A 14880-nucleotide genomic window follows, 5' to 3' on the forward strand; every position below is an offset into this window, starting at 1 on the left:
ACCGATATGACAACGGACGCGAGGTCGCAGATGCAAAACGACCTCGGTCTGGGCGAAGTTCGCGACAAGCTAACCGCGCGCGAAGGCTGGATTTCCACTTCTCTGCTCTCGCACATGAAGCCAGAGGATGACGATCCGGCATTGAGTGGCGACGACAAGCCGAGCAAGCCATCAGGCGGAGAGCGGACAAAGCCGTTGGCACCGCAAATCTCAGAGACGACGGTAATCCAAAGGATCATCGCAGGGTCGCGGTCCATGCGCCCTGGTTCGTGCGCGCGCCCCACAATACCGATCGCGGTGGACGTCGATGCGGGAAGCGCAGCGCTTGCGATCGGGGAGGCGGGTACGCGCCAATATGTTTCTTTCTTGCGACAAACCCTTGCAAGCTGATCCAGCGAAAAGAGAGCGAGCGTGCATGTCGATTGATCGCAAGAGAACAAAGGGACCCAAGACGAGCCCAATATACGATTTTCCTCGTCACGACTTTTTGAAGCACGGTTTCGGCACCGTGCAGGTGCAGTCTAGCGAGTGGAAAAGTCGCATAGCGGCAACATCGTTTACGCTCAATGTTGTTGCGAACCGGAAATTTCCGGAAAATACGCTGCAAATGCACCACTCTCTTCATGTGGTGCGGGATATGTTTCGACGCATACATGTCGGCGACAGCTATGATTGGTTCTCTACATCACGGCTCATGGGGTATCCGTCGAGCGAGCTCTGTAAGTCTTTGTGGATTTATCTTGCGGAGCTGAGAGGATCGGTTCGGGCCGGGGACCCGCTTTTGTTCAATAATTCGATCGATAAGTTTACGAGTCAATTTGGGGATGCGATGCTCGAAAATTACCTGAGAATGACGGTCGAGCATGGACACTTGGTGCGTGAAGAAGGCTGGGCGTACATTCTTTGGTCGTCTTCCGAACGCGATATCCTCCACATCGGCGCGGCGTCCGGAGAGATAGAAGAAGTCCTAAGACGTCTCGACTCCGAGAACCGGGACAAACACCCACATGGAGTTCTGGCAGCTTGGCTGGTGCACGATCCCGCTTTAGCCGCGGAAGATATCAACGCGGAGTTCCAAAGCTGCGCCTTGGGCCAAGGTCTCTTCCGGACTGGCCTGGGCACCGCGAAGCAAACTATCAGCAAGCTTCTCAGGGAGACGGACAACTTCGCGCTGTCACCGTGGCATCATTACGAGTTGCACCAAGTGCCCAGTTTCGCACCACTGGCTGCTCGCGGGCTCACCGGCTGACTTCATGGCGTCTTAGGTGGGGGAAGTCAATTGAGGCGACGTGAGTTCCATCGGAACTCACGCCACGTCTCGCACCGGAAATTAGTTGCGACAATCGCTCGGTCACTCTTGGTGCGGGATAAACAGCTGGCAACCGAGCTGCAATGGGATCAGGCCCCTGGGACAGCGGGCAGGTTCAATTCCGCCCGCCAACGCGCCATCACTTCCAAGTGTACACTGTGTTGTTCAGTCGTCCGCCCGTACAGTTCAAAATCGGCGGCCTTCCAGCCCCGCGTGTGGTTCCAGACCACCTTTGCAATATCGAGCGCCGGCAATTCTTGATAGGTCCACGGGCCATATGATTTGTCCCAGTACCCTCCATCACAATCATTATCCATAGCGTCCTCCGAGCAGTTGTGGGACCAATGCTCAACTTCCTCCACCAGGCCGCCGGACCCCTTCAGCCCACAGCGCAGCACATCCGTGATATGTGCCGCGGAATTAGTATGAAACCAATTGAGGAAGTGAGCTGCGCATTGGCTTGCATGATCCTGAACCAAGATCGGCGGGACGCAGTACTCGATACGCTTGGCAGTTTTGGTCACATTCTACTCCACATGAACGTTGCAACTGCTGTACACGTGGGTGGAGTTTCCGGGGAAGGCAAGTGGCAGAAACGGAAAATGTTCACATTTTGTTCTTTTCGGCGTTTTTGTCTTAGAACGCTGTCGGGTATTCGTCACAAATGGTTGAAAGCTGACTTCCAACCGCGTGCCGAACTTCAGTTCAGGAATTAATTCCTGGCACGCCGCCACCCCTGGCGGCGTGACTGAAGCGGCTGTCGGCGGGAACATCCCGCGTATTCCGTGAGACCATGGAACGGTTCTCCGCTCCGCCCACAAGGTTCCGACCGCTACCTCCAGGCAGTGTGGACCTGCCTGTCGTTTGCGGGCTTCCTCTTTTGGGTCGCAGCTTTCGCCGCGACGACCCCAGCGCTGCAAGCGCCTTCTGATGATACTCCTTGTTCAGCCTGTTCCACTCGGACCATACATGCCTCGACTTCGGAGCTTGCTCCGAGGCGTCTTTCCTCACGGGTAGGTCGAGGGTGACATGGTCCGAGCCGTTCGTCGGCACCTTGACGGTACCCGTCGAGGAACGGGGCAGCTTCTCGGAATAACCCATTGCCCGGCGGGCAATGGTAGCTGATGCGGCCTCGTGGACGCTCAAGCCGTAGCGGCGAGCGAACTTCACGCGACCGATGATCGATGTGTACGCAGGATTGACGCGGCGAAGGGCCACGCCCTGGCGTAGGCATGCGGACGACAGCGCGGTGCCGAAAGCGCTGTAGGCGAAAGACGACAGCATCCGGGCGTAACGAGCGTTCTTCGCGTCTTTGAGCGCTCTCTTCTTTTCGCTGAAGTCCAGGAATTCGGCGACGACTGGCACATCGAACTGCTTCGCGAGAACGGCGATCTCCGCCGCCACTTTCCGGATTGCGTCCTGCGCCTTGGCAGACGACTTACCGTAGGTGACGCAGGGGAAATTGTAGACCGCGATCGGGTTGCCTGATGCGTCGACGAGTGCCGCCGAGACATGTCCGGCATTGAGATCGACGCCAAGCGCTCCGCCAGCGAAGTCCGGCGTCTTCGAGGCCTGCTTATGGTCTACGGAGACCAGAACCTTCCAGCTCTTGTCGTCCCGCAGGAACTTGACGGTCACCGGCTGGCCGCGAACAATGGCATCGTCAATGACGTCATTACCGTGATTAAAGGAGAGACCTCGCAGATCAACACATGGAATAAGGCTTCCGGCGTGCTTTTCGATCCGTGTCGCCAGATGAGCCAAAGCCGTTGGCAACCTCAGCTCCAGATCGTATCGTCCATCAGCGCGCTTTCGCAACCTTGCGAACTGATTGCCGCCTTCCTTGCTGCTGTTGCCATCGAGCGTGAACTGGGCACTGCGGTGGCTACGCCAATCTCCAAGCCAGGCGGCATGGCTATCGTAGCCGTTCCCCGTCAGGTTGAACTGCGCCCGGAACAGCTTTTTCGATCCGAAACAGAGCGTCGGATCGTCGATGTGCTTCTTGGTCCGTTCTGCCCGGCGTTCCAGGATCGCGAGACGCCGCTTGTGCTGATGTAGGGCGAAAGACAGGTCCCTAATCTCGGTCCGCGCGGTGGCGACAGCCGCTCGCTTGGCATGCAGCTCTTCCAGACGCACCTTCAATGCAAACAGACAGTCGTCGCGATAACGGGCGCTCGCGTTGATCAGCAGCTTACGTCGCTCCGTGGCCTTTTCCATAAGCGAGCGTAGCTCGCCATTGAGCTTGATCAGGTTCTTTCTGGCCTTTTCCCGCGCCTTTTCCTTGCGTTTGATATCAACCTTTTTGCTAGCAATCTTGGCGACGGCATCTTTCAGATTGTCTTTCGCCAGTTCCGCGACTGACGACAGCTTTGCCATCAGCTGGCGGTAGGCCATGTCGAGATGGGTCGCCGATAGACCGAGCGGCTTGTAGAACGAGACCTTGAGATCGCCGGTCCAGGTTCTGCCTGCCTTGAGCTGGGCCAACAAGAGGCGCTCGGCTCTACTCATCAGCGCGGCATATTCCGTGAGAACAGCATGAGGGCGCGCGTCAACGCCTCTACTCACCCTCGTTTCGAATGTCCTGATCAAGAGATGCCCGCTATTTCGTGATGCCTACATCACGATGCTCAAGCGAAACTCTGCCGGCGGCAACTCCGTGCGCTAGGGAAATCTTCCCGGTGGGTTTTCTACGCTGTCAACCATTCGTGACGAATACCCATTTCTACTTTGGGGCTGGCGTCCTCTATTCCTCGGGGTCATCCTTTTCACGATCGCTGCGGCAGGCTATAGTGTGAGTCTAGCTTGGGAGTTTGCTCGGATGAGGGGCCAACAAGAGTGGTCGCGGGTCAATGCGGAAGAGCGCATACGCGAAGTTTTCGATGACGCCAAAGCGGGCCAGATGCAGATCGTTCGAGACGCGGGAGGAAGGTTTGAGGTCAGGTTTATTGCCGATGAAGAAACGGAAACCGCCGGTCACTATTTAGCCCGTGGCGGCCCCGATGGAGGCTAAGGCAATACTGTCTGTGTCAGACGACGCCACCTCCCAGTTTGAACACGGGTCTCAATTTGCGTTCTGTGCAAACAGGTGGCTACCAGCCGGTCAATAACCCGAGCGCTCCCCAATCATTTGGTTGCTCTTGATCTTGGCTGACGGCCGATCTTGAATGATCGTCTCTCGAGCTGATCTCGGCAGGCGGATCACCCTGTAAAGTCCTCCTCAACCTCGGAACTGTCCATATCCCACGATTAGGATTGAACACTCCCGGTAGCGAACGATGTTTGTTGATTTGTTCGAAGTCACCGGTGTTCATCGTGGCGATTGGCATATCGTAAACGATCGACACTGCCGCGATGAACAAATCCTGTCCCGGCTTTTTGTCTTCTTGAGGCTGCCAAAGCCTTGCGAGAGGCCGGCAGCAGTACAGCTTCGCGAGTACCCGTGCGACCTCCGGCGATGAGGGCGGATAGTAGAACTTCGTCTTGAGCAGACCATCGATCCATTCAGTCAGCTTCCGGGCGCGGATAGGATCTACCGGTCGCAAATCCGCGATCCCTGTCTCGACCTCCAAAATCACTGGAAATGGTATTGCGAGACGCGTTTGATTTTCCAGCCACCGCTTAACCGCGGGCAGGGGAGACTGCTTGCTGCTATTGCTGATCACATTCGTGTCCAGCAGGTAGATGTCGTCGGTCATGCCTCCGGTCCGCGTCATATCAAGATGAACCACGGTCGCGCGTCAGGGTTAACAACGTGTAAAAAGGAACTTTAGCGTACCCTAAATAAGAAAATTAGTTGACAGCTTGCCGATGTTCATCTTATGTTCTCGCCATGACCCATATAGCTGCGAAACGACTGATCCGAATTATTTGAACGCAACCGCGCGGGCGGAATGGTGTTCAGTTCGATTGTTTCCAGTTCGTATGAGTTAGAGGTCAAGCATGGCATCTCAGGATCGCATGCAGCAAAACCGGAATCCGGTTACCGTTTCCCCAGTTGAAGTCGCCTACAGACCGCCGCTGAAAGGTCCAGCCCGACCGATTTTTCGGTCAAATGCAGTCCGTGATATGGGGAGTGTACTTGATCTCAATCCAGGTGCGCGCTCGTGGGCATGTGGTGCCACGGTGCTAAAGGTCGGCCGAGCAAAGCACGTTCCAGACCTCCAGATGGAAGATGCCGACGGCTGCCTTTGGCTCCTGGACATTTTCGATCGCAAGAATCTTCCGGACCAAAACGCGCTGGCGGCTGCGGCCTCCAATCTGTCATGCCGATACCGTTTGGTCGGCAGTGCGGAAATCTACGACGGCTTCCGGCTTGCCAATGCGAAGGACCTGCTCCGATACGCGGGGTATGTTGTTCCGCTCGGTGATCGGGTTCGCCTGCTGGCACACATTGGTGAACATGGGCCCCTGTCCTTCGCCGACTGCCTCCGTGCAGTTCGCGAAACACAGCCGGTGGCCGCAATAGCTTCCCTTATCCTCCAGGGCTACCTCGAGGTGGAACTCGATGACGAGCTGATCGGACCTGAGACGATGGTGAGACGAATTAGTGGCTGAGCCTACTGCCGTCACTCCAATCAACGAGGCTCACCATGAACTACTCCGATTCATACTGGAACAAGAAGGCAAGGCCACCGGCTGACTTCGTCTCATTTGTCGCGGAAATGGCTTTTTGCCGGACGATCCGGCCCTTCCTCAAAACTACACACTATGTGCTCGCCCTCCGTTTACCCGATGATGGCGACATCTATGTGTATGAGTTGGCAGCCCGCAGGCTTCTGGATCCCGAGTGCGAGACGGACGACAATGGGGCTCCTGTCGTATTGGTGACCAACGTCAAGTCCATCAAAGCGCATACTTGGGACCTCGCGCGCAAATTCAATGAATTGCGACGCGTCGTAATTTTCTACACAGACGATATGGAAATCGCGAGCGATTTGGCCCTTCTGATCGATCACCGGATCGACATGGAGCTGCCGGATATAAGCCACTTCAAGGCTACGGCAAAACTACTGGGCAGAGCAATGTCGCATAACGATGCCGTGTTCCTGGCCGCCTCTCGTCTGTCCGATATCCGGCTGGCTCTGCGGCCGCACCGATCTATCGCAAATCTAGTTCAGCGCCTGAAGGCGGTCATCCCGGACGCTACCCAGCCTAGCGGGGTGCCAGCCAACCCATCGTCTCCGAGACTCGAGGACCTCGTCGGCTTCGGAGAGGCGAAAACCTGGGGCCTCCAGGTTGCCGTTGACATCAACGCCTGGATGGCAGGGGAACTCGAATGGGCTGACATCGACAAAGGCATCGTTCTTGTCGGACCGCCCGGAACCGGGAAAACGACATTCCCCAAGGCGCTCGCGAACACGTGCGGCATTCCTTTGATCGCAACGTCCGCTGCAGTATGGCAGTCGAAGGGGCATCTTGGCGACATGCTCAAGGACATGCGCGCGACGTTCAAAGAAGCCGCTGATGCCAGGCCATCAATCCTGTCGATAGACGAACTTGACAGCGTCGGTGACCGACAGGCCTACAAAGCCAGCGAATACCACGATTACAAGCGGCAAGTGATCAACGCTCTGCTGGAATGCTTGGACCCGTCGGAAGGACGAGAAGGCGTCATAGTGGTTGGTGCGACCAACGACGTCAGCGCGATTGACTCCGCGCTACTGCGGCCTGGTAGGTTTGAACTTGTCGTTCAGATCGAGCGACCAGATGCCGAAGAGCGCCAAGCGATACTGCGGCGCTATCTCCCAGAACTGGCAATCAACGACTTTGAGCCATTCGTAGTCCAGTCGGACGATTGGTCGGGTGCGGATATCGAGAAGCTAGCTAGAGATGCCAGGCGCGTCGCTCGGCGTTCGGGGCGGAAGACGGTGACGGACGACGATCTGCTCATGGCGATGCCGCCGCTGTTTGCCTATAGCGAGGAGGAAGGATTCCGTCTGGCCGTCCACGAGATCGGGCATGCAGTTGTAGGAGCGATCTTGCGTCCCGGACAGCTGGTGAACGTCAAGATCAATCGGTGGCGGCCGTCCAAAGTCGGTTGGAACCAGATCGGTACGACGCATTTCAACGAAAAGCCGCCGCTCATGACTTCCGCAGCTTACCTGACGGATACGATTGCCATCCTTTTGAGTGGAATGGCTGCGGAACGCATTTTCTTTGGCGAACACTCGATGGCGTCGGGGGGCAGCGTGACGTCCGACCTTAACCGGGCAACCGATCTTGCGACGACCATGGAGCGATGCTTTGCGTTTGGTGACAGCCTCATCACTGACAGCGGTATCGGTCCGCGGCCGATGGAGAACTTGAGACAAGGTGACCCGGCGCTCCGTGAAGCCGTTCGTCAGCGCCTTGATGCGCAGCACAGCAGGGTGATGCAAATCCTGACATCAAAGCGGACAGAAGTGCAAATCTTGTCCGAAAGACTTGCGAAGTCCTTCGAGCTTACTGCCGAGGATGTCCTCCGAACATTACGCGATGGCGCAGACGCGCGGATGGGAGCCGATCGATGAAAATCTGGGTGTTTTCCGACGTTCACATCGAGTTTGGCAAACCTTTCACCGTTGCACCGCCAAGCGACATCGATGCCATCGTATGCGCAGGCGACGTGCTCGATAAGGGCGTGGTCCCCAGTATCGAATGGCTTTCCGCGTTCGCGGGCCCGGAGATCCCGGTTATTTTCGTTGCCGGGAACCACGAGTTTTACCGTAGTTTCCTCGTGGGCAGCATCGCCGATGCCAATGGAGTGCGTGACCGCTATCCCAATATCCACTTCCTCGACGACCGTAATGTCGTTATCGACGACGTGCTTTTCACCGGCGCGACCCTTTGGACTGACTTTCGATTGTTCGGTCGCAATCCGGAGGTCGCCATGTGGGCGGCCGAGAAGGGCATGAACGACTACAAGCGGATAAACCTTTCCAAGAAGCCGTTCAAGAAGTTCAAGCCCATCCATTCTTTCCGAAGGCATGACGCTTCAATCAAGTTCTTGTCAGAAAGCCTCGCGCGCACTGACGTCCGAAAGAAAGTCGTTGTCACGCATCATGCACCGTCGGCCCGATCCATTTCGCGATACTTTCGGGATGATCCGTTGGCACCGTGCTATGCTTCTGATCTCGATGCCTTTGTCAGGGACGCCGAGCCAGACCTCTGGATCCATGGGCATGTGCATCAGCGTTTCGACTATACGCTCGGCTTCACGAGGATCGTCTGTAATCCACGTGGTTATCCAGGAGAGGCAACGGGGTTCGATCCGGATTTGGTTGTTGAAATCTGACTGGGGCGCGGGTGCGTTCTTTAACTGAACGGCCCGCAGATGGAGGTACCTGTGACTGTCGATTCGTTGGCATGGCTGCCTGAAGAGCAGCAGGCGCTCGCGCGTACTGTCGTCGATAGCGGGAGGTACTCAAGCGTGGAGGATGTCTTGCACGCGGGATTAGAGCTCCTGCATGAGAGGATCGACGCGGAGAGTGCAGCAATGGAAACGCTGCGAGCCACGATTGAGAGCCGGTTGGAGGGGCCGACGATTTCCGCTGAAGAGATGGAAAGGCGGGTTACGGCGATCGTTGGACGGAAGCGGCAGCTGGCATCATCCGCAGCACAGGGTGATCCGAACAGATGTCCAATTCATCCGGGAGCGCTGCTCCGCGACGACGTGCTTCCCGCGATTGGAAAGCCGACGGCGGAGATCGCTAACTTGCTGGGCATCTCCCAGCAGCACCTTGATGAAATCCTAAGGGAGGAGAGTCCGGTTAGCGCTGCTGTAGCTGTCCGGTTCGGCAAGATGTTCGGCAACGGTCCGTTGATGTGGATTGGGATGAAAGGGGCATATGATGTGTGGCATGCCGTTCGTGACACTGATGTCTCGGGCATTCCGACCCTACATGGCGCTTAGCATACCTTAACGGGCGCGCTGGCTGGGTGGCGGTCATATAATTGCCTGGCTCGCGCGCTGCCTCGCAACATATCCATGTTCACAATACTTGCGAGAGTGGCAATGTGCGACGAACGTTGTCATCAGCGATACATCTGCGAGGCAGCCGAATGTGCGATCAGCGGCGCGATACAAAGAAACCAATCGGCCAGTCAATTGTGATCGATGGCGGTTTTCGGCGAAATTCAATGATTTCAATCCCAAGCGATCCTATCAGATCGCTATTTGACGAGCGTATTCCTTCGGGCAGAACCATTATCTTTCTGCATGCGCGAACTAGAAGCTTCTCGTAGACAAACAATTGGCCAACCGCCATCAAGATGCTCGAAGCATCGTTGCCCGTTTTGATCTCGAACAGCATCGGTTCGCGATCGTCCACCGTATAAAGGTCAGGTCCGAGCAATCCGATTTTCTCGTTCGTATGCGGTATACTGTGACGTTTCAATTCTGCCTTGAGAGCCTGCCAAATGTCATGGTGAAGCCGGTGCGCTTCGACGGAATCGCGTGGGGGGATAGTGTAGGTTCCAGAGGGCTCCTCGAATCCCATGGCACTTCGCTGAAGTGAAGCGACTTCGCCACCCTCAAATGCCCCCACTCTTAGATACCGGCAAAGATCGACAAACTTTCGTGTCGAAGCGACCGTTTGCCAGGTGCTGCCTATTGGTGCCACCGGGAAACATGTCTCAGAGGAGTTGTTGTCGTATCGTACGACTGTAGGGGCTATGCTGAAAGACGACGCGACCTCAACGTAATCCTTCAATTCGACTTTCTTCCCGGCGACGTTCATCCGGCCGCGGTGCATAATCCACATCACGCCGGCGGAATCCTTGGCGATCACACCTTGGTTGTTGCCGGGAGGGCTCCCGGTGCGAGGCGGATTGACCTGCACGATCTCGTTCTCGATCGCTTCCCTGGTGAGCTCGACACCTAATCCGTTCCAGTATCCGTCTTTCTCTGGCTCCGGCCGCGACCGGATCCAAACGCCTGCGTCCTCAGACCAAATGACGGATCTTCCCAGTTGAAGTGTTTTCCCGTGGGTTCTGAATGCGTCTATCCAATTTTCAACTGCATCGGCAACCGCCGCCGAAGTCTCAACTGCTGTCATTTCCTGCATGCTTGTTCCGTTCGCTGGTCGAAAGTCTCAAGGTTGGTATGCTTTAGGGAGCGACGAATTCTATTTTCAGCTTCTGTGACATAAGCCGTTTAGCGCGGTCGCAGAATGCTTTTACGGCTTCCTTCGACGCCATGTCTTCCAATGCTACATCAAGCTGGCAGATGGACAGTGGTCCGCTTTCGACGCTGATCAAGCCCTGTTCATCGGCTGCCTCTGTATCTTCCGGCCAAGGCGCGTTCCCCCAAACCTGGTGAAACCAATTGTGTCCTTCGGGGACTTCTTCGACGCATTTGAATATTATTATCGAAAGCCAGCTTTTGGCCTCTTCGGCGGGTTTGAAGCCTGAAGCTTCTGGCTCGAGCGATCCGCTACCTAGCTCAAATTCTGTGTCTGTGACGATCCGGACTTCGAGCAACCAATCTCCGACACCCGGATGAGAGCGGCCGCCAACTTGAGGCACAAACAGTATTGACGGCTGATACAGGGGTAGAAAATTCCATCCCCAGAAGGTTCGAGGATCGACACGAGCCGGTGGAGTAGGAGCGACGCCATTGGTCGTCTTCCAGTTATAGAACTGTGTCTCAGGAAATTGCTGGCCGATAAGCGTGAGCATATCGAGGCATCGCCTCTGATAATCCGCGAGCAACCGGTATGCGTGGCGGACGTCAATCAGCGCCGCGGAGAGGGATCGATTGTCGACCGACATAGAAATTCCCTTTTAGCCAAAGTTTCTGAGAGTGGCATTTGCAGCCGCACTCCAGGTTCCGGAACGTGGACGAAGGTCGCCAAGAAGCCTCAAGTGCTGATAGTCAGCGAGACCGAGCGCGGTGACCATATCATCGATGATCCTCGCCGTTGACCGGCTCATGGGCTTGTCACGCTCCGCTTCCAGTGCATCAAGGAGGCGATCCCATCCTGCCGCGGCGACTTTGATGTCGTGCCCTTGAGCGGCGAGCTCAGCGGCAATTCCTTCGACAGTAACGCCTACGTTCTTTCCAAGGCCCCCAATGGCGCATAGAAATACCGCATGTTCATCGTCGTCGTTTGCCTTTTTGTATGCGACCCATTCCCGCGCCCATTGTCGCGCTTCCTGCATAGGGTGCTTTCCGAGCTTGGCTTCGACAATGAGACGGACAGAAGTTGGCGGATCGCCAAGCTTAAAATCAAGGAATACATCGGGCTCAACCTCCCGATCAGCCTCGAGGGCGTCCGTCCAGCGGGGCCAGAAGATGATATCCTCGAGCTCGGCGACTGCAAGATCGGGCAAAGGAGGTCCGAACGTTCGGCGCATAATGCGCCAAAGAACTCCGTCCTCGAGATAGGCGAGACGGCCGAACACGGCGGCTGTGAGAAGGTCCTCGGAAATTTGGAAAGCACGCCGCCAACTGACGCTTTCCTCTCCAACTCCAACCGGAAGCCGCCCGGCTTTGCTGCTGACGATCGCCTGTAACATCGAATCTCCTTGAAGGAGTAGAGTGGGGGGATCACCACAAATAAGCAAGCGCTGGTTGCGACAATATAAGGTGCACATCAGTTGAATCTGCTGACGAAAGTTGACCTAGAAGCGCGCCGACTTCCCTTTCCTCAGGCAAGGACAGCACTCCAAAAGGTAGCGTTGGGAGGAGGGCTTATACCCGAGAAGAGGCGCTTAAAGATAATCCGCACTACCAGACTGAAATCCTACTAGGACGGGCCAAAAGAAAGAGGTGTAGTTACCTCCCGCTAATCTCTGAACGGTAAATCAGGCCTCGTGGCAGATCGAACATGCAGAAACTGGGTTGGAACGGTGAATTACTGGACATTTTCTCAGGGAATCTCGATTGTCGTACCCGTAAACGCCGATGGGCTAAGATGGTGGAAACTACGCTTTGGTGGGCATCAAGTGTCACCCGCAGATATCTGCCGACAATTAGTCGCTGGGATTGAGTTTCAAACTAAGTTTCAGCTCACAGGTTTTGCGAACCAGCCACGACTTGCGCGCTTCGAGGTTCACGGTTTCGACGCCGAAGGCGAGGTGTACCGAATGGAGCGCGAACTGAATTTTGACAATGGTGGGAGCTTACATCAATGTTTTTTGGATATCCGCCCATCTATGAGAGATAACGGACGAGGGGCGACGTTCGCGCGAAACTGCTATATTCTCGCCCATCGTAACAGTCTATCTCGTTTGACCATCAAAGCAGTTGCCGGAGGAAGCTATTACTGGGCGCGCGCAGGGTTTCTGCCTTTCGAGGATAGCTGGAGGCGTTGTAAGCCCGATATTCGCAAACGGCTTGAGGAAATCACGTCAATCTCAGCTTTGGTAAGGCAAGAAGCCGAGGTTCCTTTGGAGTCGAACGAACCAGAGGCGATCTGGGAGTTGGCATCGTTGCGCACGCCTGTACCCTCGAAATTCGATGCCGCGAGACGCGTTAGCCTGGGCAGATCTTTGCTAGGGGAAAGCGGAGCAGGCTGGGAAGGGTCCATTAGCTTCCTTGATCATGAGCTATATAACGAGCAGCATGATCGAGCTAGACACTACATGCGAATGGAGGCGTCAGATTGATGGGTGTTTTGATCTCTCGCCACCTCGCGAACCAAATTTACATCAATGACCAGAAGCTCAGCCACTACATTTTCCGGAGTGCCCCTCCTTAGAAGCCTCGCGATGTCATGACGAAGGACAACGGTGAGCTCACCAGCGTTCTCACGATCAATCTGATCGAGATCCGCGAGCATAGCCTCAGTACCATCTATGAATCCTTCTCGTGCCATGAATGGCTCCCTTCTTACAAAATGATCCGCAACAGGTAATGTAACCGTCCGAGTGAGGCGCTTCCACTTGATTCACTGCGCATCACGATATTCTGTTTCGAGCCCTGCGGCTCGACCTATGATGAGTTTGGAGGCAGTGCCCGCAAGTCACAAGTGACTTCACGCTCGAAGTCGTGCCCCATCACGACCAGACAGGACCAGATTTCTGTTTGACGGTTCCAGTACTCGAGGGGAAATTGATATCCCAAGGCTCTGGGCAGGTGAAGCCTGTTGTGATGCTGGAACCGCAGTGACAGTCAAGCTATGATGGTTTTGGCGTCCGGGATGGCATTGACCGAGAGGCAATCGCGTTTGATGAACGTCTTTACCAAGGAATCGGCCAATCCGTTGGACTGTGGGCTGCGGACCGGCGTCGTGCGAGGTTCCATCCCAATATCGAGCGTCAGCGATTTCGTTTGACGCAATAAAGTTTGATCCAGTGTCAGTCAGCCATTCGATGCGCTTATAAAGGATATTGATGCGGCCGAGGCGGTTTTCGACGGCCGTTACAATAAGGTCCTGAACATATTCGCTCTTTATGCCTTCAGGGGTGGCGACATGGGCAACGCGTCGCGGACCCCCATTCAAGCGCAAAGACGACGCTGACCTTTTCCTTGTTTATGGCAGCCGATTTCGAAACCGCCGGAGCATTCTCGCCGATATCACGGCAAGGCTCCGAAATCCGGCCTTCGATGAGCGTGCACCATCGACCGTAGCCCTTCAGGCGCGATAACTTCTACCTTGTCTCCCCATTGGTAGAGGTGCCATGTCATCTCCAGCCAGCCTGCCGCATGGAAGCGGACGATCAGACTTCCGTCATCCATTGGCTCTAGAACCTGCGTCGGGTGAAATTGGAACTCTGCGGCACGCGAGGCAGCCTCCGGTGCAAACCGCCAAATTACCTCGCCGTACTGCGCAGGGTCCTGGTAGACCCCAAATGATTGGGCGGCGTATTCCTGAAGTGAGAACCCGTCTGCCATTGCAAAGCTCTCATCCAAGGCTTCTGCCGATCGAATCCGATCAGTTCGGAAGTTGAGTATCGTTTCTCCACGAGATGGTTGCCTTGCCACCAGGTAGCTGCGGTGACCGAGGAGCAATCCATGTGGCTCGATGATCCGCAGAGGAGCATCCGGGTCGCCATATTGTAAACGCAATCGGAACGGTCCTCGGAGCGCTTCGATAATTGCGTCGAGAACCGTTGGCTTCAAGTTTACCCGCGGTCCCGGCTTCGTCACGGAACCCATGGCCGTAAGCACCGCCTCGGCATCTGCTTCCGTTCGCAGCGCATCCCTCGGCGCAAGTCGGGACAGCAACCCTTCTCGCAGATCGGAAAGCGCTCTGGCATGGCGAACCCGTCCTTCGCTTTGTGCAGTGCGTCCGGCGATCTCCAGTGCCTCGATTGCGGTCTCTTCCCGCGGTTTCAAGCGATCAAGCAGCGGATCGGCAACCCGCCATCGGCGACGGCGATCATTTCCGTCCTGCCATGTGACCCCGGTGAACACAGTCTCGAGTGCCTCGGTCATACGTTGGGCGGTTCGGTGCGAAACGTCGAACTCCTCGCTGATTTCTTCAAGACTGATGCCTGCGCGTCGTGCGGCCGCCAGCCGAGCAAGACGGATCAAATCCTGGGCTTTGGATAACGACATCACAGCTCCCGATGAGGGTGACACGAAATGTCACCCAAGCACCTTATAACCCAGTTCACATTCAGTCGAGAGCTAATCGAGTTGCGGG

14 protein-coding genes and 1 pseudogene are annotated in these 14880 nt (G+C 55.9%); 6 read left to right on the forward strand and 9 right to left on the reverse strand.

Going from position 1 to position 14880, the window contains the following annotated elements:
* Positions 1-30 precede the first annotated feature (30 nt).
* Together D460_RS36470 and D460_RS0122475 are read left to right on the forward strand one after the other, a co-directional pair.
* Positions 31-390 (forward strand): hypothetical protein, encoded by a 360-nt coding sequence (locus D460_RS36470; RefSeq protein WP_196809357.1) that lies wholly within the window; start codon positions 31-33, stop codon positions 388-390.
* A 25-nt stretch (positions 391-415) separates the two neighbouring features.
* Positions 416-1249, forward strand: a complete 834-nt coding sequence (locus D460_RS0122475; protein ID WP_018900848.1) for a hypothetical protein — start codon at positions 416-418, stop codon at positions 1247-1249.
* 149 nt (positions 1250-1398) lie between these two features.
* Here D460_RS0122475 and D460_RS0122480 read toward each other — a convergent pair whose 3' ends face one another.
* The 3 genes from D460_RS0122480 to D460_RS33595 form a co-directional block, all read right to left on the reverse strand.
* Positions 1399-1833 (reverse strand): hypothetical protein, encoded by a 435-nt coding sequence (locus tag D460_RS0122480; protein ID WP_018900849.1) that lies wholly within the window; start codon positions 1831-1833, stop codon positions 1399-1401.
* 181 nt (positions 1834-2014) lie between these two features.
* Entirely contained in the window at positions 2015-3817 is a 1803-nt protein-coding gene (locus D460_RS0122485; RefSeq protein ID WP_081619954.1) for an IS200/IS605 family accessory protein TnpB-related protein, read from the reverse strand.
* 581 nt (positions 3818-4398) lie between these two features.
* Complete coding sequence (locus D460_RS33595; RefSeq protein WP_018900852.1) at positions 4399-5004, reverse strand: PIN domain-containing protein; 606 nt, start codon at positions 5002-5004, stop codon at positions 4399-4401.
* Between the two features lie 244 nt (positions 5005-5248).
* On the opposite strand from D460_RS33595, the gene D460_RS36660 reads away from it, so the two are divergent.
* The 4 genes from D460_RS36660 to D460_RS37175 are packed head-to-tail and all read left to right on the forward strand — an operon-like array spanning position 5249 to position 9200.
* The gene (locus tag D460_RS36660; RefSeq protein ID WP_026283417.1) at positions 5249-5863 is read left to right on the forward strand and encodes a hypothetical protein; all 615 of its coding nucleotides are present in this window, start codon (positions 5249-5251) and stop codon (positions 5861-5863) included.
* 35 nt (positions 5864-5898) lie between these two features.
* Positions 5899-7818, forward strand: a complete 1920-nt coding sequence (locus D460_RS0122505; protein WP_018900854.1) for an AAA family ATPase — start codon at positions 5899-5901, stop codon at positions 7816-7818.
* Positions 7815-8582 carry a metallophosphoesterase gene (locus tag D460_RS0122510; RefSeq protein ID WP_018900855.1) on the forward strand — a complete coding sequence of 256 codons (768 nt, stop codon included), beginning with the start codon at positions 7815-7817 and terminating at the stop codon, positions 8580-8582. The genes D460_RS0122505 and D460_RS0122510 overlap by 4 nt, the downstream gene beginning before the upstream one ends.
* Positions 8583-8633: 51 nt before the next feature.
* Positions 8634-9200, forward strand: coding sequence for a HigA family addiction module antitoxin (locus tag D460_RS37175; protein WP_348625647.1), 567 nt, complete (start codon positions 8634-8636; stop codon positions 9198-9200).
* Positions 9201-9357: 157 nt separating this feature from the next.
* On the opposite strand, the gene D460_RS0122520 is transcribed toward D460_RS37175, so the two are convergent.
* The 6 genes and pseudogenes from D460_RS0122520 to D460_RS0122545 form a co-directional block, all read right to left on the reverse strand.
* Entirely contained in the window at positions 9358-10353 is a 996-nt protein-coding gene (locus D460_RS0122520; RefSeq protein WP_018900857.1) for a hypothetical protein, read from the reverse strand.
* A gap of 43 nt (positions 10354-10396) precedes the next feature.
* Positions 10397-11059: a hypothetical protein gene (locus D460_RS0122525; protein ID WP_018900858.1), complete on the reverse strand. Its 663-nt coding sequence runs from the start codon at positions 11057-11059 to the stop codon at positions 10397-10399.
* Between the two features lie 12 nt (positions 11060-11071).
* Positions 11072-11806: a hypothetical protein gene (locus D460_RS0122530; RefSeq protein WP_018900859.1), complete on the reverse strand. Its 735-nt coding sequence runs from the start codon at positions 11804-11806 to the stop codon at positions 11072-11074.
* A 1064-nt stretch (positions 11807-12870) separates the two neighbouring features.
* Entirely contained in the window at positions 12871-13107 is a 237-nt protein-coding gene (locus D460_RS36075; RefSeq protein ID WP_155947827.1) for a hypothetical protein, read from the reverse strand.
* Between the two features lie 203 nt (positions 13108-13310).
* A pseudogene (locus D460_RS36480) lies at positions 13311-13802 on the reverse strand (IS3 family transposase); the annotation flags it as partial.
* Between the two features lie 6 nt (positions 13803-13808).
* Entirely contained in the window at positions 13809-14792 is a 984-nt protein-coding gene (locus D460_RS0122545; protein ID WP_018900862.1) for a WYL domain-containing protein, read from the reverse strand.
* Between the last annotated feature and the right edge of the window lie 88 nt (positions 14793-14880).

This window comes from Rhizobium sp. 2MFCol3.1, assembly GCF_000377565.1.
Classification (GTDB): Bacteria; Pseudomonadota; Alphaproteobacteria; order Rhizobiales; family Rhizobiaceae; genus Rhizobium.